Genomic DNA, 20243 nt, shown 5'->3' with positions numbered 1-20243 from the left:
TGGCGTTCTCAATCTCGCAGAGGGAAGAACTGCGCCGCTTCAGAGAGCGAGTGCAGCAAGGTGGTGTCCTGAGGTGATCCGATCCAGACGGCCAGTGCGCTGAAATTATCCTGCTGCCCCTGATCAGACTGATCGTTTTTGATGATTTGCTGCATCAGCGTCAGCCACTCTTCCGGCGTATTCACCATGTGCAGCGACTGCTGCATCTGTTCCAGCGTCACGCCGTGCCAGAAACCATCGGTGCAGAGTAAAAAGGCGTCGCCATCTTCAATCCCGACCACCTCGCTGTAGCTGGCGTCGCGCTGCTCATCACCCATCCCCAGCGCAAAATAGAGCAGGTTGCTGTTGATGCCTTCGGTGCGATGTCCGGCATCTTTCATCTGCTGCACCAGGCTGTGGTCGGTGGTCACGAGATAGAGATAGCCGCGGCGGAACAGATAAAGGCGGCTGTCACCGGCATGCGCCCAGCAGGCAAGGTGGTAGTCGCGGTCGATGAACAGGCTGACCAGCGTGGTGCCCATCCGGCTGTGCTCGCTGCTGGCTTTCTGCTGCTGCCGGATAGCGTGATTCGCGTGATTAACGTAGTTGCGAATCGACTGCGCATTGAGGTGCGCATCCCCATCAAACGCTTCCAGCAGGCTGCTGCGGGCGATGGCGGCCGCCCTGTCACCGCCGGGAAACCCGGCCACACCGTCGCACACCACAAAACAGGCGGAACGCTTACCGATGACATCACCGATCTGATCCTGATTACTGGCGCGATCGCCCTGATTCGACGTCGAGGCAATAGTGATATTCATGCGTCATCCGTGTGGGTTTGTGAGTCTTTGTACTGATTAACTTCCAGGTCATAGGCGTGCAGAAATGCTTCGCCAAACAGGGTGTGGAAATCGTCTTCGATCTCGCCCGCCGTCTCGCCGTAGCGCTCAACAAAATGCTCCCACAGCGCCGCTTTACGGCTGCCCGGCAGGCCGATACGGGAAACCGATCCTGCCTGACGCGCCTCCTCTTCCAGTTGTTCCGGATTAAAGGATTGCAGCATCGAGGCGATGATGGCGCGGATACCGGCGATCATGCCCAGCTGGTGCGCCTGCAAATCAATCAGCGCATCCCGCACCGCCTGACGCGGCGGCATAAAGCCCGGCATCCGGCTGCCAAACATCTGCATCAGGACGGTTTTGCCCGATGGCAGCAGCTTGAACGGGTTGTTGGCGTCGTCGAGGATCACCGTCATGTCGGCCTTAACGCCGCGCTTAAGGATCGAGCGCGATGACAGCAGCGCGACCGTGCCCTGCGAGAACATGCTGAGCATCTGACCAAACTGCAGCATCTGCTCGCGGTCAAACTGCGGCGTAGGCTGCAGATCGCGCAGGCCCATGCCTTCCAGCAGCGCATCCAGCAGTTCGCCTTTGAGGGCGTCGCCGCTGCTCTGGCTCGACGTGGACGGGTGCACCGCAGCGGCATGATGGCGACCGGAAACAACCGGATCGATGCGCAACCGCCCTTTCGGCGTCGGGGACGGCGCACGCTGCACCGCCTGCGGCGTGGGCAGCGTAATGCCGCCGTAATCGTTTTGCGGATTCACCGCTTCCGGCTGGCCGGACTCCGCCTCTTCAGTCAGCGGTGTCTGGCGTGCGGCGTCACTGTGCGGCTGGCTGTGAGCCTGGTCATCAATATGTGAGTCGCCACTGAACAGCGGAGAGTGATCCATTTCGTTCAGGCTGACGGAAGCCTGCTCAGGTGAGCGTGGGGCAACCGGCTCAGGCTTTGTCTCTGGCTGAGGCGGCACATGCAGCGTCGCCGGTTTCGCTGGCTCCGGCTGCGCCAGCGGCACCGCATTGCCCATCATCAGTCCTAATGGATCATCATGGTTGCGCGCATCCGCACTGCTCTCGCCGTCAAACAGGCTCAGTGGATCCAGTTCAGCGGCGGGCGCTTCAGCCTGCTTTGGCGCGCTGTTCTGCTGAGCCGCCAGCGTGCTCGGCGTGCGGTCGTCAAAAATACTCTGCTGCGCGAACAGCGCATCGCCTTCATCAAACAGGCTGCTGTTTTTTGGCTGCTGACCATAATCCAGCGGTGCGTCGTTAATCAGCTGTGCCAGCGGATCTTCCGGATTTCGGTCAGGACGAGCGGGCGCGGTCAGCGGATGGGCATCCGGCATTTCCGGCACCGCTTTGCGTTTAGAGAGATCGTCGGAAATTGAAAACTCTTTCGCCAGGCTGTCCCAGATTTCGCTGGGAATGGCGGCGGTGGTGCTGGCTTTTTCCGCTGCCGGTTCGCGAGCGGGTGCTACGGGCTGCACCGGCTCAGGACGCGGAACCGCCCTTTCAGCCTGCGGCTGCTGCGCACTGTTGAGATCGCTGACCAGTAATTGGTAATCATCAATGCCCAGTATGTCGCCATCCTGTAGCTCAACCTGACGACCGCGTTCCAGCGGAATATCGTTGAGCAACACGCGCGTCACATTGCCACGGTTAGTCAGGCGACATTCACCGTTCGCGGTGATGTGCACAATGGCCTGCAGCCGGGAGAGCGTTCGGTCGTCATCCGGCAGCACCAGATTATTATCCACGCCGCGACCAATGGTGCCGCCGGGCGGGAAGAAATCACAATGAGTTTGCGGCGGCTGTTGGCCGGGTTTAGTCGTTATTATCGTAAAGCGCATAACGGATTCCTGCGGTTAGCGGTTCGGCATCTATACCGCGCACCTCTCGGGGAAAGGCGCGGGGTATAGGGAGCGGGGGGGTTTAATTTTGGGGTTGGGGTTTATTATTTTTTTCGCTGAGTTTATTTACTTAAATAGCAGCGCCGCCTTATTTCTTTTAATGACAACACTTCGTCAACACATTAACTCGCCATGAACCGAAGAGGCAAATGATTCAAATAGAGTCGAGATTGATTATTATAAACGTTAACAGTGAATAACTAGCTTAGATTTAATCGACACGGAATTATTTACTGATAATGAATTAACGTGATAACAGCGTAATGCAGAGGGTTATCTTATAGAGAATATCCTGCCCAGCCTGTAAAGCCTGAGCACGACGATATAATCAGTAAGGCAGTTGCTTAAGAATAGCAGTACGCTCTTTATCGATGCGGATAACACAGAGGTTGGTCGCCACAGCATTCGCATTGCTGCCTTCTTCGACGGCGAAGGCTTCCAGCCTGCACTGACCATCACGATACTTCAGCCAGTTGCGTTGGGTATCCACCAGAGTAGCGACATAGTCGTCAGCCAGTTTTTTCTGCGTGCCGTACATCTGCACAATACGTTTTTTAGCCGTCTGGTACACTTTGTTCAGGTCATCTTCCGCTAGCTTCTTCTGCTGAACAGTACACTGGAACAGCGCACCGTCTGAAGGCTGTTTTGCACAGGGACTTTCAGCGAGCGCTGAAGCACTCATGGAAATAGAAAAAGCGATCAAAGCCACTTCATAGATTTTATTCATTCTTTGCTCAGCAATTTTTGCTATCAATGATAGGGAATCAACTTCAATTTTTTGATTCTTTGCTCGTTAAGCTCAGAAGTGCACACACTAATATTAGCGTTACTTAAATCACTTCCTTTATCTGCAGCATACGAAGCCAGTTTACAGTCATTATCCCGGTACTTCAGCCAGGCTCGTTGAGCTTCAGTCAACGTATCCATATATTGTCTTGACTCTTTACCATCACCCTTAAAGAGCGTTTCAACTCTGATCTTAGCGAGTTTATATTCTTTATTTAAATCAAGCTCAGTTTCGTTTTTGTTTTTTTGGGCACAGGAATAAACTTCCTGATCGTTATTACCGATTGAACAATCACTCATTGCGTGGACGGGAAAAACATAAACAGCTGTAATACACAAAAATAAAGACAAACAAGATCTCATTAAAATTCTCACCTGTGCTATCTCCTATCCCTGAGTACAAGCCCTGAGTACAAGCGCACGCTCAATAACATCGGATTTATATATGCTTCTCTATTTCATTACCCCAACATCCTGAGCAATAACCTTACCCTTGAATGTCACGATATAATCCCAAAGACTCTCGCCCTTCTGGTCTGGATAAAATGAATAACCATATTGACCGTTAGCGAAGCGATAGCCCCTGAAGTCGCAGACGTCAGGGCAATTGGTATTGATCGTTTCACCTTTAAGAACTATCGATGAATTATCTTTTACTTTTGTTGACTTAAGCGAAACGTTATCACAACTGACGTTACCTTCCTCACAGTCATAGGTAATATCCGCTCTGAATTTTTTTCCTTCGAAGTGTGAAACCGACTTAGCCAAAGACAATAAAGGCAGACTCATTAGCACTATGATAATAAAACCAATGACTTTTTTCATTATGTGGAAATTTCCTTGCAGGAGTGACTGTCCTGCTTAACGTCAGGTGTAATGAGCGATTCCATTTAACTAAACATATCTCCTTTGATAATTCACTGCTGATGTTTAACGCTGTAATATCCTTCGAGCTCTACCAAAAAGAAAATTACTTTTTGTATTTATTATAGAGAGCCTCAGCATCCTGGCTCTGCGACAGCAACGTGCATTTCATCATATTGAAGCTTCCTTTGACTGAGCCGGTCAGATCCATCTTCAAATACGCATTGATTAATTTATCGCCATCACTGAAGGCTTCAACAGGGAGATGGCTTACCTCTAACCAGGCTGACGCACTTTTGAAGGCATCATCGCTGAAAGCCTTGTCAGTGGCAGCTTTACCTGCACAGCGGTTCAGAAGCCAGTTGCTGAAAATCTGCGGTTGCTTAAAGGAGTCTGGCGCCGGAGGCGTTATCGCCAGCACTGCAGGAGATAGCGTCAGAGCGAATAATATCAGGACTTTTTTCATTTCAGTATCCACAGGGAGGCAGCATCAGGGACACACTGCCATATTCTGCGCATTCAGGAAGTGACAGGTATCAGAACACATATTGCTTTTTCAGGGTGTCACATGCACTCGGATATTACTGAAGCCATCTCCGTGACCATAGTTAAGCACATATTAGTTATAAAAATGACGCCAGATAATAAAACCTAAACCTCCGCCAATCATCATTACCGCAGTCACCATATTTAAAGTATGAAGACGTATTAGCCAGCCTATTTCTTTTTCAGGTAACGATTGAATAAAATTATAAGTTTCCTGGCTAACGCTCTCCTTACCTCTATGCTGAAGTTTCACACCTTTATATAATCGTGCAAACCAGGAAATTTTTACAGGATGGAACGATGGACTGAAAAAGGAGCCAACCTGAGTGCTGAAATCAAGATCCAATCTTCTTTACGAAACTCGCTAATTAATGATTCATAGTTTTGAATATTTTTTTCTGAATATTATGTAGCCTACAATTTTCAAAACAATCGAACTCAGAAAAGACATCACTGACACAGCAATCAAAATGCAAGGCCAGGTCATAAAGTCTTATCCATAGCTTCAGTTAAAGACATAAACAAAAATAGCCATAAAAACAGCCCAGACAACTGTCAGAAAAAAAGTAAGCTGGTAAAGATAGAGCGTCTTTTCCATCCACACTATTTTATCTTTAGGTTGTTTTTGTACAAATTCATAGGCCTTAATGCTGACATTTTCAGATTTAGAAAAGCGCATTTTCCGCCCTTTCCTGAGATTCATGAAAAAGGCTAACTTCTGATAATTAGCATAGAACCCCAAATGATTTGCAACTTTCGTGGTTAAGTCTAATTGCAAGCCAGCATTTTGATAAAGATCGATAAAATCCTGATACGCTTTTCGATTAACTCTAAAGAACCACGCAGCATAGACATGCAGAAGAATGACCAAAACAGATAAAATCAAACTGCCATACATAAAAAAATCATACGAACTCATAAAATCTTATCCATTAAAATGCCTGCCCCTTTTTCACCCAGCTTAGCAGCACCAAAACCCCCTGCAGCGGATCCGACTATTCCACAAGCTAACGCACCTATGCCTCCGGTTGCAACACCCAGTGCTACGCAGGCGGAAGTTGCGATTGCACCCGCCGCCGCGCCGCCCAGGATACCTGCAGTCGTGCTTGCTGCAAACTGAGAATACCCTTTCACCGCTACTTTAGAACATTCATCTTCTCTTTCAGTGGTACAGCTGTGATAAACCTCATTCGTTGTATTCACAACACTAAATCCTATCGAAACCCATCCACCCATTTTCATAAATTTCGCTGCTTTGGCTGCACTATCTACATAGGTCGAATAACCGCGTATTACTCCTGTGCCAGCAGTTTGCCAGTCATGGATAATAGAGGAGCTGGAAAGGTTTAAAGCATGCTTAATCTTTTCATAGGGGCGCAAATTCAACATAAATCGGGATAAACGATTCAGTAATACTTCAAGTTCACCAAACAGGCGTTTCCGCTCGACAAAAAACTGCTGCCCGAACAATGTTCCTGACGTCAGATATTGGTTACGGTAGGCATTCTCAATAGCGACAAGTTTCTTGCCAATTTCATTGAAATAGCGCTCTCCCGCATCGCCGATGATACCTGATGCTTTATCCATAAAATTGGTAATAGCAGCAATGGAAGCATAATGGCGGTTGAAGAAATCAGCCTCATCAACGGTCAGATGAGTGACACTATTATTGGTTCTGGATTTAGCCTCTTCCAGCGTGCGCATGGCTGCCGGGTGATTATTACCATTCGGATCGGCAACGATTAAAATCTGGCCGGGTTTAGCCCATGCAACATCAGCATTTAATTGCAAAAAATAGTTCGCGGCAGACATATTGCGCGTGCCATAAAGCCACATTGCCTGCTCAGTCAGTCTTCCTGGACGCTGAACAACACAAAATCCCGGCTCAATTGAATTTTTCTCTGCCATAACAACCTCCTTTTGCAATTAAATGTTCGAAACGTATAATTGCTACCACCTCTAATCCATTGAATTTCAATGAATATACGCCCCCTTTTCGGAGGCGTATTTTATTACGCTTCTTTATTGCCTTTGATGTCCCAGCCGGCGCTGCTTTCTGCGCCTTTGCCGCCGGAAGAACTCTGCTCCCAGTACTGCTGCTTCACTTTGGATGCCTGGAAGGAGTAGGTCATTCCCAGAGTATCGCCGTTGTCGGAGCCATTGTAATTCACAGCGGTCACCAGAACGTCTTCCAGGGTGATGCGCGCATACTCAACCTGTGAACCGCCCGCTTTACAGATAGAGAGTTCAACTTTAGTGAGATGCTTACCGCTTGCGCAGTTCTTCAGCAGCGCCGTAGTGGATTTGTCGATCAGTGCATTCACGTGCAGGTCGTTGAAGTTAACTTTACCCGCACCGCCGCCGCCGCCCACAGACATGTTGCCTGGCTGAGAAGCACCCCATGAGAAAGAGGTAATATCAGTCCAGCCAGTGTGGTTTGAGTCTTTTGACTCGCCGGTGACTCCGTCGACCTTCATAAACATATCAATAGCCATTATCTTTCACTCTTTATTGGTTGAGATTATTGCTTTCAAAAAAAGCAAGGATATGGCAAAAAGAAAAGCATGGGGCTGAATAAAACAGTCCATATTTTACCTTTGCCTTGCTTCTGAAATATCGTGCTTAACGATATTTCAGACTTCTTGCTGCCCGTTTTTAAATCGGACAAAGACTTTTACTTAACGCTTATTCATAGCGGAACTTAGTATGCAAAAACGATGACCTTCGATTTATCTGAGATTGCAGGTCATCATTCCATAGACAGCAATCTGACGAAAAGTTTATAGTAGCGGGGGAGTTTCAATAGCTCAAAAAAGGAATGAGCATGAAAAAAACCATCTCAACTTTTCTGGCCGTAATATTTTCACTACTTTCACTTTATGCGATCGTCGATATTATCGAGTCTATATACCTTATCTCTCGCTATGAAAATTTCACTCTCTCTTCACTCGGCTTTATTGCCGGTAAAACGCTCTTTACCACAGTTTGCTTAGTTGTGATTTTTATTCTTGTGAAAAGAATACGCAAACACACTCAGTCTGATAAAGACCGGGTATAGCCTTGCACACCACGCGGCTCAAACACGCTCAGGCAAAAAAACCGGTTTATATCCTTATCAGCAGGGAGACGCGCGATGCGGGTTCAGAATCCGACATCGCGCCCATTTTCAGCCCTTAAGCATTATCATTCTTCAGTGACGGCAGCTTAGAGACCAGACGCAGCGAAACGGTCAGACCTTCCAGCTGGTAGTGCGGACGCAGGAAGAACTTCGCGGCGTAATAGCCAGGGTTATCTTCCTGCTCTTCCACATTCACCTCGGCAGCGGCCAGCGGCTTACGAGACTTGGTCTCTTGCGAGGAGTTAGCCGGATCGCCATCGACGTAGTTCATCACCCAGTCGTTCAGCCAGCGTTCCATCTCATCGCGCTCGCGGAAGGAGCCGATCTTGTCGCGCACGATGCACTTCAGGTAATGCGCGAAGCGGCAGCAGGCGAACAGATAAGGCAGACGCGCGGCCAGACGGGCATTGGCGGTGGCATCGGCGTCGTGATATTCCGTCGGCTTCTGCAGTGACTGCGCACCGATAAAGGCGGCGAAGTCAGAGTTTTTGCGATGCACCAGCGGCATAAAGCCGTTTTTCGCCAGTTCGGCTTCGCGGCGATCGCTGATGGCGATTTCGGTCGGACACTTCATGTCCACGCCGCCGTCGTCGCTCGGGAAGGTGTGGCACGGCAGGTTCTCAACCGCTCCGCCCGATTCCACGCCGCGGATTGCGGTACACCAGCCATACTCCTTAAAGGAGCGGTTAATGTTGGCGGCCATCGCGTACGCCGCATTGCTCCAGGTGTAGTTGCCGTGATCGGAACCGTCGGTCTGCTCTTCAAAATCGAAGCTGTCGACCGGGTTGGTACGAATGCCATATGGCAGACGCGCCAGGAAACGCGGCATCACCAGGCCCAGATAGCGTGCATCTTCCGACTCACGCAGGCTGCGCCAGGCGGCATATTCGGTGTTCTGGAAGATCTTGGTCAGATCGCGCGGATTCGCCAGCTCCTGCCAGGACTCCATCTGCATCACTTCCGGCGCGGTGCCGGTGATAAACGGACAGTGTGCCGCCGAACCGATGCGAGCCATTTCACCCAGCAGCTCAACATCCTGCGGGCTGTGGTCGAAGTAGTAGTCGCCCACCAGACAGCCAAACGGCTCGCCGCCGAACTGACCATACTCCTGCTCATAAATCTTCTTGAACAGCGGGCTTTGATCCCAGCCCGCGCCTTTATAGCGCTTAAGCGTACGACCCAGCTCCTGCTTGGAGATGCTCATAAAACGGATTTTCAGCATCTCGTCCGTTTCAGTGTTGTTCACCAGATAGCTCAGGCCGCGCCAGGCGCTTTCCAGCGACTGGAACTCCGGATGGTGAATAATCTGGTTAACCTGCTGCGACAGCTTTTCGTCGATCTCCGCGATCAGCGCCTGAATGGTGCGATAGGCATCACTGGAGACGGTAACGGTATTTTCCAGTGCCTGCTGCGCCAGGGTTTTCACCGCGCTTTCGACCGCGGCGCGTGCCTGATCGCTTTTTGGCCGGAATTCTTTGTTCAGCAGCGCGCTGAACTCATCCTGGCTGAAACTGGCCGCGCCCTGCGACTGGGGTTGTTGTGAAGTCTGCGTCATGCCTGCGGCTCCTTACCTTCAGTGGCCTCATCCTGCTTAGGCAGATGGGTCAGAGCCTGCAGCAGCGTTGGGTCCTGCAGTACCTTACCAATCAGCTCTTCCGCACCGTTTTTGCCGTCCATATAGGTCAGCAGGTTTGCCAGCTGGGTACGGGCTTCCAGCAGCTTGCTCAGCGGCTCGACGTTGCGGGCCACGGCATCCGGCGAAAAGTCATCCATGCTGTCGAAGGTGAGATCGATGTTCAGCTTGCCTTCGCCATTCAGGGTGTTGTCTACCTGGAACGCGGCGCGTGGCTTCAGCGCTTTCATGCGCTCATCGAAGTTGTCGATGTCGATCTCAAGGAATTTGCGTTCGTCGATGCCCGGCTGCGGCTCCAGCGGTTTACCCACCAGATCCGCCAGCACGCCCATCACAAACGGCAGCTGGATTTTGCGTTCCGCGCCATAAATTTCCACGTCATATTCAATCTGAACGCGAGGCGCGCGATTGCGGGCAATGAACTTCTGCCCACTGGATTTGCTTGTTGCCATGGTTTTCTCCATCAATGATGCGCGGATAATGTGTCACAGCAGGCGCGCAGGTCCCGCTGTGTGAGTGGATTACGCCTGCTTAGTCGCGACGTCCGAAAATGGTTTCCAGCTGATGCACGCCATCGGGTGCCAGCTCGCGGATGATCTCCAGGAAGTCGCGCTCCATTAAGCGCTGCACCCGGTCGATCATCAGCGGAGCCGGATGGCTCGGCTCATGCTGGGTAAAGTAGAGCTTCACTTTCTCCAGCATCAGCTGGGCATCGGCGCGGGAACTGATCTGTACCGTGCGCCAGTCCGCGGCCGCGCGCGGGGGCGCCGCGGTAACCGGTGCGGCGGCTTCTGTGGGCTGCTCAACCGCTGTGGCGGGAATTAGCTGGCTGAGATCGGTCGCCTGGCTGCGTTCAGCGATCAGCGTAATCTGTCTGCGCAACTGCGCCAGTTCTGGCACTGCCGTGTCGCCCAGCCGTTCGGCTACGGTTTCGCAGATAGTCTGTAGCCGCTCATGAATCTGCAGTACCGCCTCAATACCGGGCTGGTCGCCGCGCGCCAGTTCGTCGATCAGACGCGGCAGGCCGCCAGGATAATCCGCCACCTCGGTTTTACTGCCGTCGCACAGGGCGGCGGCATCGCGCAGCGTAATGCCGTCAGAGGGATAGCGCAGCAGCCAGCACTGACGCACCGCGCCGCTCAGGGCAGACTTATCACCCAGCAGCGCCAGGGCATTAATGCGGTAAAAAGGGTCTTGCTCGCCGAACTCTTCCAGCCGGGGCCACAGCGGCTCCCAGTAGAGCAGCAGCGCCTGTTCAATCAGCTTCAGGCCCTGGGCATAGCCCGGCAGCCCTTTCAGTTCGGTCCAGGCGTGCGTCAGCGCCAGCATCACCCGTAAATCTTTGCTGCGGGCCAGCAGCGCTATCGCCAGCTTCTCGACTTTGTTCCAGTCGGCGGGTTCCGCCGGAATGATGGTGTTGCCGAACTGTTGCTCAGCTTTACCGGCACTGGCCTGCTCCATCGCCTGAAAATCGGCGTCGTACTCCAGGTTATCGCCACCGGGATTATCATCGCTGACCGGAGCCAGCAAAGCCTCTGTATTCATCGTCATGCGTATCGCCTCAGGATTCAAACATCGGGGGATAAAGTCCGTTTCGTCCCGGCTTTGCCCCACCGGCCGGATCAAACAGCAATGAAAAGAGCTGGGCGGTAAAATTACCGCTGTGGACCTGGGTATAAAGCGGGAAACCGTCGCTTTGATTGGTCCACCAGAAACTGGTGTAAAACTGCGGGTCGAAGTTCTCGCCCGGCAGCGTCCAGTTCAGCGTCGAGGGGGTGTCGCCATGTCCAATGACGTTGAGAATGTCTGACGGCTCACCCGTCTCCTGCGGCGGTTGCGGCTGCGGAATGCTGATCAGCGCCTGATCCAGCTGCTCCGGCGACCCGCCGCCCTGCACCACCCGCAGCAGCGTATTGCCCACCTGCTGATACCACTCACCGGATCGGGCCAGCAGGGCTGGCGACCATTCCGCGGGGGTAAAGTGGCGCAGTGCGCAGAGCGGATAGTTGCGGCCCACGCTGTCACGTGCGGCGATCAGGCAGCCCATCTGGATCAGCTGGCTGCCCAGCATCGGCGGCACCACAAAATTCCAGACCGGCGCGTTGAGGAACGGGCGCGACGGCGCATTATCACTCTCCTGACTGCTCTGCCAGTGATGCAGGCCCACCTGAAACCAGCTGGACCATTGGCGATAGAGCACGTCAGGAAAGCGGCGCTTCACAAAGTCACCCGCACTGGGCACTTTGCCGTACCAGCAGGGTGCAGCGTAATGAGTCATTGTCGGATCCTGTTTCAGGGGCAGCTAAAGCCGGGAAGCTGGAACGGGTTGCGAATGCTGCCAGGGGTAAACGACAGCGTAACCTGATGCCCCTCCACGCTGAACGTAGCTTCGCGGGTCAGGCCGCCAGCCGCGGTAACACGGGCGCGATCGAAGAAGCGATTGAGCGCCCAGGGACCACTGGTGACCAGCGTCGACGTGGTGCCGTTGGTCAGGCCAAGCTGCATCCGCACCTGGCTGGTGCCGCCTGGACCGGGCCAGCTGACCATCTGCACCGCCTGCGGCCCGTGGCTGTAACGCAATATCTGTCCATCCACATCCAGCGTCAGGTTAAGGATGTCGTTGTCCATTTTTACGGTGCGCAGCGTGACGCGGAAGCCTGGCGTGGTCGCGCCATTGGCAAAGAAGGCATCGCGAATCGACTGCGCCTGCTGGAAAGGACGCAGCAGTGCTTCGCCACCCGGCAGCGTTTTGCCGTCAATACCCGGCGTAAAGCGCCATGCCGTATTGGTGGTATCCACTTTGCTGGCCAGGTTGTCGCGGAAGAAGCTGTCCATCATGCCGCTGCCAGGGGCAAACATCCGGGCCAAATCGTCGGGTGTGACCTCGCTGCGCGCAGAGCGAACCAACGGATAGCGACCGGCGATCGCCTGCCGGCAGAAACTGCCCACTTCCATGGTGATGCGTTTACGGACGTTATCCATATCGCGGCGCTGTGCATCGCTGCTGGCACCTACCGCCATGCTGGAAACCATGTTCTGTAATGAACCCGGCAGGCGGCCGGCACTGGCCTGCAGACGACTGATCGCATCACTGGCCGGTGGCGGCATCCCGCTGTTGGCGGCATCCTGTACCGCCGTCAGGTAGCGATAGAGATCGTCAATCTGGTGCAGGAAATCATCCACCGCCAGTACCTTGCTGCCCTGTTGAAGCGGCTGCGCCAGCTCGAGAATCGGCGCAAAGTGCAGCGCAACGGCCTGCTCCGGTGAAACCTGCGTTGCCGCCTGTCCACGCGCAGCACTCGCTTCGGGCGAGGTAAACAGCGCTTCCAGGGTTCGGGTGGCGCTGTTATCCGACGGCTTTGCAGCCTGCGCGGTTTTCTCATCGGGCTGCGCCCGGTTCAATGTCAGCAGGTTGCTGAGATTGATCACCAGCTGACGCAGCGGTGAGTGGTTGCCCGACAGCAAACGGGCGGTGTTGATACGTTGCGAAAGATCGGCGCTGCTGTTGAGCTGGATATCGCTAAGGAACTGCTCCCACTGCCGGATGTAGTCCTGCACATAAAGCTGGCGCACCGCGAGATCGGTCTGCTCACTTTTCTGCTGCGGCGCAGCGCCGTCCAGTACCCAAAGGTCGTCCTGATAGAGCGCCTCGGTCACCGGACCAATCTGCTTATCGACATGCTGCCAGTAGCCATCCGGCGTATAAAGACCAGCAACACCGTCATTCACCGATTTACCGCTTTTACGGGAAAAGACCAGCTCACTCTGGGGACCGCCCAACGCCGCCAGTGTAACCGGCTGCAGGCTGTCATCACGTTGCAGCAGACGCTTTAGCCGCCCGTAGACGCGCTGTGACAGCGGCATCTGATTAATCAGCGCCTGTTCGCGCTTTACCAGCACGTCATCCTTCGCATAAGGCGATGAGTGAATCTGCGTCTGCAACAGCTGTTGCAGATGCCACGCCAGCTGTTTCACCTGCTGCTGAGTGACGTTCTGAGGCAGCTCACGCGAGAGGTTAAGCATCAGCCACGCCTGCAGGAATTTGCCATCGTAGTGCTTCGGCTGGTAAAGCATTTGATACGCCTTTAGCGCTTCATAGCTGTAGTCAGCGTCACTGCCATTGTCATTGCGCAGCCAGCGGGTGATATTCTGCGCCACCTGCGGCAGCAGCAGTTGTTTCAGTGCTTTATCATAGAGTGCGCGGGTCGCATCGCTGACCTCGGTGCCACGGTAAAGTCCCATACGGCGCGTCAGCGGCGGTGACTCCAGCGAGAAATCGGCGCTTTCCGGCAGGTGCAACAGCGTATTGAGATAAGGCACCAGCGCAAAAAGATCGCCATTGACCTGCTGCTGAAGCTGATCGCCCAGCTGCTCCACCTGAGGCGCTTTAGCGGCCATCTCCTGCAAATAGGTTTTGTTCTTGCTGAAGCTGGTGAACCACAGTGCGCCCGCAACCAGCAACACTACCAGCAGCGCCAGATAGCCCGACCATAGCCCGGCGCGGTTGCGCAGCTCCCACCAGCGATTGCTGCCCGCCAGACCCGCCTCCTGGAAAATCACATTTTCCAGCACCCCTTTCAGGAAGAAGCTCTGCCCTTTGTTCTGCGGAATGGGTGACTCTTTATTGACCTGATCCCAGCTACCCGATTCACCCGCCTGCTGGCCCGGCAGATTCAGCGCACGATTAAGCTCGCCCATCACCCGGTCGAACGGCAGTCCTTCCTGGGTTCCGCTGGCAAAGTAAATGCCGCGAGGTGCGAACTGGGTTTCAAAATCGGAGCGGGCAAACAGCGTGTCGAGCGCCTCTGCCAGCAACGGACGCAGTGCCGCAAACTCCTGCGGGAAGAGATAGCTTTCAGCCCGCGCCTGCGCGTCGCTTTCCGTCAGCAACCGATCGGCCAGTCCGGCATCGAGCCGCTGTTGCAGCAGTGAATACTCCTGCTGGAACTGGTTGTTCAGCTCGAAATCGGCAGCTGACGCCTTCGCCCACGGAAAGGTGAAGCCCCAAATTTGCTCGCGCTGGGCTTTATCCAGTGAGGCGAAGTAACTGCGGAACCCTTTGAGCAGGTCAGCTTTGGTGACCAGCACATAGACCGGGAAACGGATGCCGAGACGATCGTGCAGCTCTATCAGCCGCTGACGCAGTGCCAGCGCCTGGTTGCGCAGCGCCTCAGGCGACTGACTCAGCAGATCGGAGACGCTCAGGGTGACAATCACACCGTTGATGGGCTGACGGCCGCGATATTTACGTAGCAGGTCGAGAAAATGATGCCACTCGCTGGCATCGCGCTCCTGCTGACTCTCCTGGGTGCTGTAGCGTCCGGCGGTATCGAGCAGCACCGCGTCGTTGGTGAACCACCAGTCACAGTTACGGGTGCCGCCAATGCCGCGCAGCGCCGACTTGCCAAACTTATCCGCCAGGGGGAATTGCAGGCCCGAGTTGACCAGCGCGGTGGTTTTACCGGCACCGGGTGCGCCGATGATCATGTACCACGGCAGCTGATAGAGATACTGACGGCCAAAGCGCTGCGCCCAGAATGGCTTGCCTTTGCTACTGTGGCGCTGGAAATGCGCCTTTCTCAGCATGTCAGTGGCTTCTGAGAAGCGCCCTGCCAGCACCTGCTCTTCACTGGTCAGGCGCTGACGATCGGCGTCTGGCGCATCGCTTTTGCCGGTTTCCAGACTCGACATCAGCTTGCGGTTAAGCCAGTAGTTGTAGAGTCGCGGGATCGCCTGCCCCAGTCCCCAGACCAGATAGAGCAGCGCGATACTGATCATGCGGTTCTGCTCTGGCTCAAGCGGCCGCGAATCAACGATCGAGAAGACCGGGCCAATCACCCAAATGATAAAAGAGAGCGCGGTAATGCCGACAAAGCCCCACGCGAGGCGGCTGGTCAGCACCGCAAATAAAATATTCAGCATGGATCAGTTCCCTCTCGCCAGGCCGTTGAGTTCGGCATGCGTCGCATCCGGCGCCACCAGCAGGGTGATTTCAACACGACGGTTACGTGCGCGATTTTCTGCGCTATTGTTCGGCACCAGCGGATTGCTTTCGCCGCGCCCTTCCGCTTTCACCCGCGACGGCTGCGCCAGCTGCTGTTGCAGCAGGCTCTGCACTGACCGGGCGCGTGCCAGCGACAGCTCGAAGTTGGAGGCGAAGCGCGCGCTGCGGATTGGCACGTTGTCGCTGTAACCAATCACCTGAATCTGGCCGCTGACGTTGTTCATGGCGGCCGCGATGCGCTGAATTACGTCGATATAGCGTCCGCGCACCTCGGTCGCCGCCGAGGCAAACAGTCCGTCCCCTTTCAGCGTCACCACGCTGCGGTCCGCTTCGTCACGCACCGCCACCAGCCCGGCATCAATTTCCGGTTTCAGGAAGGCGCGCAGATTCAGCGTGGCAGGCGGTGGTGGCGCAGGATTGCCGATCTTCACTTCCGGCAGTGCCGTCTGATAGATGCGGGCCAGCACCGGCGAGGTGTAATCGCCCAGACGCCAGTTGAGCACAATGTAGAACAGACAAGCCGCCAGCCCTGCTACGGCCGCACAGGCCCACAGTGGGATCATTGGCCGCCACAATTTGCGCAGCACCGGCTGATCGGTAGGATGCGGCGACAGCGCCGCCGCGTAACTGCCCCGCACGCTTTTGATCATCTGCAGCAGGCGCTGTTTGATGGTCTCCAGCTGCGAGCGGCCATTGTCCAGCACCCGGTAGCGTCCTTCGAATCCCAGCAGCAGGCAGAAGTAGATCAGTTCCAGCATCAGAATGTGGCGCCGGGGGTTCTGCGACAGCTTGGCCAGCAACTGGAAAAACTTCTCGCCACCCCAGGTTTCATTATGAAAGGTGACCAGCAGACCGTTGCTGGTCCAGACGCCGCGGCTGCCCCACGGCGTCAGCGCCGCCGCCTCATCCAGCGCGGTACAGAGACAGTAACGGGCGCCGATGATCACTTCATAGCCAAGGCCTGACTGCTGGCAGCTCAGCTCAAAGCGGCGGATCTGATCGATCAGCTGCTGACGCAGTTGCGCCGGGTCTTCATGTGACACCGAATGGCGGATCTGTGGAATCGCGTTTATCAGAGGGTTGGCCGCCGCGACCAGCACGTTCTGGTGGCTGGAATCCGGCGCAAGATCGCTGTGTGATTGTTGGTGTTCCTGCATCATGCTGCGTGCTCAGTTTATTATTCTGACTGACTGCGGATGGCCCAGAACTCCATGTTCAGGCCCGGAAACTCACCGGCAAGATGCAGCGCAAAAGCGCCAGAGCGCTCCATCTCTTTCCATAGCTCGCTGTTCTTATCCAGTTCGAAATAGCTGTATCCGGCATGCCACGGGATCTGCGGCGGCGCACCGGGCATCGCCCGAAGAGCCAGACCCGGCAGTTGCAGCTGCACCAGATCGCGGATTTTGCTGACCGGAGCGACTTTCATCTGTGCCGGGAAATGGGTTTTGAGAGTGTCGGCCGGCACGCTGGCTTTTACCGCCAGCACAAAGCCGAACTCATGCACCATGCTGCTCTCCGGCACGGTGGCGACATTGAGGCCGTGTGAACGCTGGGTTAGCGGCAGCTGAATCGCACTCTCTTCCATCACCTGCGACAGTCCCTGGCGCAACAGCAGCGACAGGCGGCTAAAACAACTATGAAGATCGTCGTGATCGTAGAGCGGCAGCCCATCGGGTGCGCGGGCGGGCGTCCAGGTGCTGAGCTCCGCGGCCAGTTGCAGCCAGTGGCTGTAGAGCGTTTCAGGGTGCAGCAGCGGCAGATGTTGCAGATGGCTGTGCAGACCAAGCTGACGATTGAGCAGCGCCAGCAGCATAAAATCGACCATATCGGCGCTATTGAAACGGCCGGTGCCCGGTGCGCGCTGACTCAGCTGCTGACTGCGTTGCTGGATTAGCCCGTGCAGATCGTTGAACATATTTTGCAGCGGACGGCTGCTGTTAAGGGTCAGCATCGGCGGAATGTAGTCGCTGTCGAGCCGGATGTGGTTATCGCTGCGTTTTTCGATGACCTGCGCAGCACCCATCGCGGTCCACTCAGCGGTCAGATCCTGTTCCAGCATCAGACGCAGGCGCAGCTTGCCGAACTGCACCGTCGCGCTGCCCACGGCCTGCGCATTGTCATCTTCCACTTCCGCTTCCCAGGCGATATAGCGTGCCAGAGAATCCTGCGACTCCTGGAAGGCGACGGCTTCGCGGCCATTGCGCCGGGTCGGTATGGCCAGCACCACTTTGCTGCGGTCAACAGAGGCCGGCAGATCAAGCGGCGCCGGGCCATGCTGGGGCTGGCTGAAAGCAAAAAACGTGCCGTCAGGCAGACAGCCGCTGGCCGCGCTCAGCGCCAGTTTGCCCTGACGCAGCAGCGCTTCATCGAACTCCAGATCGTAGAAGCCCCAGGTGTAGGCGCGCTGTGACTGGCCCCATTCACGCAGGGTGCTGAGTAGATAATTTTCTGACTGCTGGAAATGGTGAGGACGCAGAAACATTCCCTCGGTCCAGACCACCTTTTCGGCTCTGTTCATCGGCATCACTGTTTTTCCACGCGAAGGCCATTAATTCCCGCCACAATATGGGCATTCAGCTCGCCATCGTTACGTTTCCAGAATGCCCAGAATGAGGGCGACTCCCCTTCGGGAACCGGCAACGACAGTCGCCACACCTTGCCATCCAGCGCCTGATACTCCGCCATGATGCCGATGTAACGCGCCTCAGGCAGACTCCGGATGCGCAGCGTTTTGCCGCGCTGGTCTGGGGTCAGGAAGAACTGTTGGGTGTTAAGTTGCGCGCTGCCCAATATGGTTGCGGACTGGTTTTGCAGGGAGTAGAAGTCTGCTGACATGAACTCGGCATCGGAACTCAGTAACACTACCCGGACTTTGAGCGGCGCACCGCCGTTAAGCTGATTCTGCGCCTGTACGTCCAGATGGTAGTAAGCCACCGGCGGTGTACTGCTGCTGCAGGCTGTCAGCAGCCACGTCAACAGCACGATCAATCCACCACGCAGTTGTGTTGTTCTCATCATCAAGCCCTCCCTGCTCAGTGCGATTAGTTAATAATCCAGGTGCCGTTGGTGCTGTTCTGACAGGCGGTGCTGTCGCCGTTGACCGCGACGCAGGTTTTCTTTTTGCTGCTGCGCACGCGGCGTTTCGGCTGATCAGCTTTGACGGTCTGGTCATAGAGTTCACTTTTCACCAGGGCGCGAAACGGCACATAACCCGTCAGCTTCACGGTTGCCTTCGTCGTGGCAGATTGAGATGCATCTTTGACAGTGGCAGCGCCGTTATCTGGTTGCGATTCTGTTGCTGCCTGGGTGGATTCGCCCAGTGCCAGCCAGTTGTTCTCCACCTGACCTATCACGGTGTAGCTTTCGCCGGTTTTCAGGGTCTCCACCACTTTGCCGCCGTAACCCGGATGACTCATCACCGAGGCGGGATAAAGCGCGCGATAGGTTTCATTGACCGGACTGAACTGTGCCGGCGGTTTAATCGCATAACGGTGGCTGATTACGACGCCGTCTACCGTGCTGGTGACCAGCGTGTCATCGGTCATTTTTGGCGGCGTTTTACAACCCGCGACAGAGAAAACAAACATCAGGCCTAACGCAATGCGGAGCTTCACCATTTTTTTCATGTTGTGTTCCATTCATACCTTGGATAGTGGCCAGAGGCCGGGTGTCAGTAATGAAATCGGGGATGTTTTGTTGACCGGACGCTGCTTAGTGCCAGCTTAAAAGCTAATACTTAAACAGATTGGGCAGAATCGACTCAAAGCGAAACCTAAACCGATCAGCAAAAGTTAAGTATAAAGAAACGACGCTGGGGACGAAAACGGGAAAAAGGAGGAATCTGACCTGGCAATTAAAGATCAGATACATGATCATTTTTTTCCCGGCAAATTTAGGAGGTGGGATAAACCCAAGCTTCTCTTATGCCATCCCTGGTCGAAAAACCTTTGCGTTGAATGATACCGACAATAATGTAGCGATTAACCGGCAATAATTATTCACGTATTATGCCCGGAAAAACGTCTATTTATTACTATATATTCAATGAGTTATGCTTTGCATATAATATCATAGCTACCGCACGAGCCAGGTAGATCCTGCCCGTGGGTTTGTCATCACAATCCATTTGTAAATATAAGCTGCGAGTTTACAGAAGACTGACGAAATTTCAACGGCCCCCTTTCACAAGAATTTACTCAAGTAAAGTTTAACTAATTCAGTTAATGCAAATATGTGTTACTTTTAAACACTGGGTTAGGATTAATCTTAAAAAAAGGTGAAAATATCAAGTTTTTTTACAGAGTAATTCGATTGATTTAAAAGCCTCATTAATAGGTCTCATGTAATAAATGGTCCTTTTCAGCTGAAGGAAGGAATGCGTTGATGGCGAGTGAGAGGGGAATTGCCATCAAGAATATTTTTAAATACCAATATTATCAGCTAGTTAAGTTGAATCAATCCGGGGTTGCAGCGGCAGACATTAAGAAGGGATGTTCGTCAAGTAAGCGAAACGCTATATGAGCAGGTTAAAATTTTTAACAAACTGATTAATTGTTCTTTACCGACC

Annotated in this window: 19 protein-coding genes; 1 reads left to right on the top strand and 18 read right to left on the bottom strand. The window is 54.2% G+C overall.

The features are described from left to right. Nucleotides 1-8: 8 nt before the first annotated feature. The 9 genes from WFO64_RS04215 to WFO64_RS04175 form a co-directional block, all read right to left on the bottom strand. Entirely contained in the window at nucleotides 9-800 is a 792-nt protein-coding gene (locus WFO64_RS04215; protein WP_337009191.1) for a PP2C family protein-serine/threonine phosphatase, read from the bottom strand. Continuing rightward, on the bottom strand, nucleotides 797-2665 hold the full coding sequence (gene tagH / locus WFO64_RS04210) for a type VI secretion system-associated FHA domain protein TagH (RefSeq protein WP_337009189.1): 1869 nt from the start codon (nucleotides 2663-2665) through the stop codon (nucleotides 797-799). The genes WFO64_RS04215 and tagH overlap by 4 nt, the downstream gene beginning before the upstream one ends. Before the next feature lie 388 nt (nucleotides 2666-3053). Continuing rightward, nucleotides 3054-3452 (bottom strand): lysozyme inhibitor LprI family protein, encoded by a 399-nt coding sequence (locus WFO64_RS04205; protein WP_337009187.1) that lies wholly within the window; start codon nucleotides 3450-3452, stop codon nucleotides 3054-3056. Between the two features lie 23 nt (nucleotides 3453-3475). Beyond that, nucleotides 3476-3862, bottom strand: a complete 387-nt coding sequence (locus WFO64_RS04200) for a lysozyme inhibitor LprI family protein (protein ID WP_337009185.1) — start codon at nucleotides 3860-3862, stop codon at nucleotides 3476-3478. Between the two features lie 102 nt (nucleotides 3863-3964). Then, nucleotides 3965-4336, bottom strand: a complete 372-nt coding sequence (locus WFO64_RS04195) for a hypothetical protein (protein ID WP_337009183.1) — start codon at nucleotides 4334-4336, stop codon at nucleotides 3965-3967. Nucleotides 4337-4481: 145 nt separating this feature from the next. Continuing rightward, nucleotides 4482-4841 carry a T6SS amidase immunity protein Tai4 family protein gene (locus WFO64_RS04190; protein WP_337009181.1) on the bottom strand — a complete coding sequence of 120 codons (360 nt, stop codon included), beginning with the start codon at nucleotides 4839-4841 and terminating at the stop codon, nucleotides 4482-4484. 585 nt (nucleotides 4842-5426) lie between these two features. Then, nucleotides 5427-5840: a hypothetical protein gene (locus WFO64_RS04185; RefSeq protein ID WP_337009180.1), complete on the bottom strand. Its 414-nt coding sequence runs from the start codon at nucleotides 5838-5840 to the stop codon at nucleotides 5427-5429. Further along, complete coding sequence (locus WFO64_RS04180) at nucleotides 5837-6829, bottom strand: hypothetical protein (protein ID WP_337009178.1); 993 nt, start codon at nucleotides 6827-6829, stop codon at nucleotides 5837-5839. The genes WFO64_RS04185 and WFO64_RS04180 overlap by 4 nt, the downstream gene beginning before the upstream one ends. Nucleotides 6830-6933: 104 nt before the next feature. Continuing rightward, nucleotides 6934-7416 carry an Hcp family type VI secretion system effector gene (locus WFO64_RS04175; protein WP_013357577.1) on the bottom strand — a complete coding sequence of 161 codons (483 nt, stop codon included), beginning with the start codon at nucleotides 7414-7416 and terminating at the stop codon, nucleotides 6934-6936. A 329-nt stretch (nucleotides 7417-7745) separates the two neighbouring features. Between WFO64_RS04175 and WFO64_RS04170 the strand changes: the two genes are divergently transcribed. Continuing rightward, a complete protein-coding gene (locus WFO64_RS04170) occupies nucleotides 7746-7979 on the top strand; it encodes a hypothetical protein (RefSeq protein ID WP_337009176.1) in 234 nt (77 codons plus the stop codon). Nucleotides 7980-8094: 115 nt separating this feature from the next. Here WFO64_RS04170 and tssC read toward each other — a convergent pair whose 3' ends face one another. The 9 genes from tssC to WFO64_RS04125 form a co-directional block, all read right to left on the bottom strand. Beyond that, nucleotides 8095-9594, bottom strand: a complete 1500-nt coding sequence (tssC, locus tag WFO64_RS04165) for a type VI secretion system contractile sheath large subunit (protein ID WP_013357575.1) — start codon at nucleotides 9592-9594, stop codon at nucleotides 8095-8097. Beyond that, the gene (gene tssB / locus WFO64_RS04160) at nucleotides 9591-10124 is read right to left on the bottom strand and encodes a type VI secretion system contractile sheath small subunit (protein ID WP_008925979.1); all 534 of its coding nucleotides are present in this window, start codon (nucleotides 10122-10124) and stop codon (nucleotides 9591-9593) included. The genes tssC and tssB overlap by 4 nt, the downstream gene beginning before the upstream one ends. A gap of 79 nt (nucleotides 10125-10203) precedes the next feature. Then, a complete protein-coding gene (tssA, locus tag WFO64_RS04155; protein WP_337009514.1) occupies nucleotides 10204-11217 on the bottom strand; it encodes a type VI secretion system protein TssA in 1014 nt (337 codons plus the stop codon). 16 nt (nucleotides 11218-11233) lie between these two features. Further along, nucleotides 11234-11950, bottom strand: coding sequence for a type VI secretion system-associated protein TagF (gene tagF / locus WFO64_RS04150; protein ID WP_337009173.1), 717 nt, complete (start codon nucleotides 11948-11950; stop codon nucleotides 11234-11236). A gap of 14 nt (nucleotides 11951-11964) precedes the next feature. After that, nucleotides 11965-15594, bottom strand: coding sequence for a type VI secretion system membrane subunit TssM (gene tssM, locus WFO64_RS04145; protein WP_337009170.1), 3630 nt, complete (start codon nucleotides 15592-15594; stop codon nucleotides 11965-11967). A 3-nt stretch (nucleotides 15595-15597) separates the two neighbouring features. After that, nucleotides 15598-16833, bottom strand: a complete 1236-nt coding sequence (locus WFO64_RS04140) for a DotU family type VI secretion system protein (RefSeq protein WP_337009512.1) — start codon at nucleotides 16831-16833, stop codon at nucleotides 15598-15600. A 20-nt stretch (nucleotides 16834-16853) separates the two neighbouring features. After that, a complete protein-coding gene (gene tssK / locus WFO64_RS04135) occupies nucleotides 16854-18194 on the bottom strand; it encodes a type VI secretion system baseplate subunit TssK (RefSeq protein ID WP_337009510.1) in 1341 nt (446 codons plus the stop codon). Nucleotides 18195-18199: 5 nt separating this feature from the next. After that, nucleotides 18200-18694: a type VI secretion system lipoprotein TssJ gene (gene tssJ / locus WFO64_RS04130; protein WP_337009169.1), complete on the bottom strand. Its 495-nt coding sequence runs from the start codon at nucleotides 18692-18694 to the stop codon at nucleotides 18200-18202. Between the two features lie 23 nt (nucleotides 18695-18717). Beyond that, complete coding sequence (locus tag WFO64_RS04125; RefSeq protein ID WP_337009167.1) at nucleotides 18718-19314, bottom strand: SH3 domain-containing protein; 597 nt, start codon at nucleotides 19312-19314, stop codon at nucleotides 18718-18720. Nucleotides 19315-20243: the final 929 nt, after the last annotated feature.

The organism is Pantoea sp. AS142 (genome assembly GCF_037152305.1).
Taxonomy (GTDB): Bacteria; Pseudomonadota; Gammaproteobacteria; order Enterobacterales; family Enterobacteriaceae; genus Pantoea.
The sequence above is the reverse complement of the archived record's forward strand: the minus strand, read 5'-3'. Positions and strand labels throughout refer to the sequence as shown.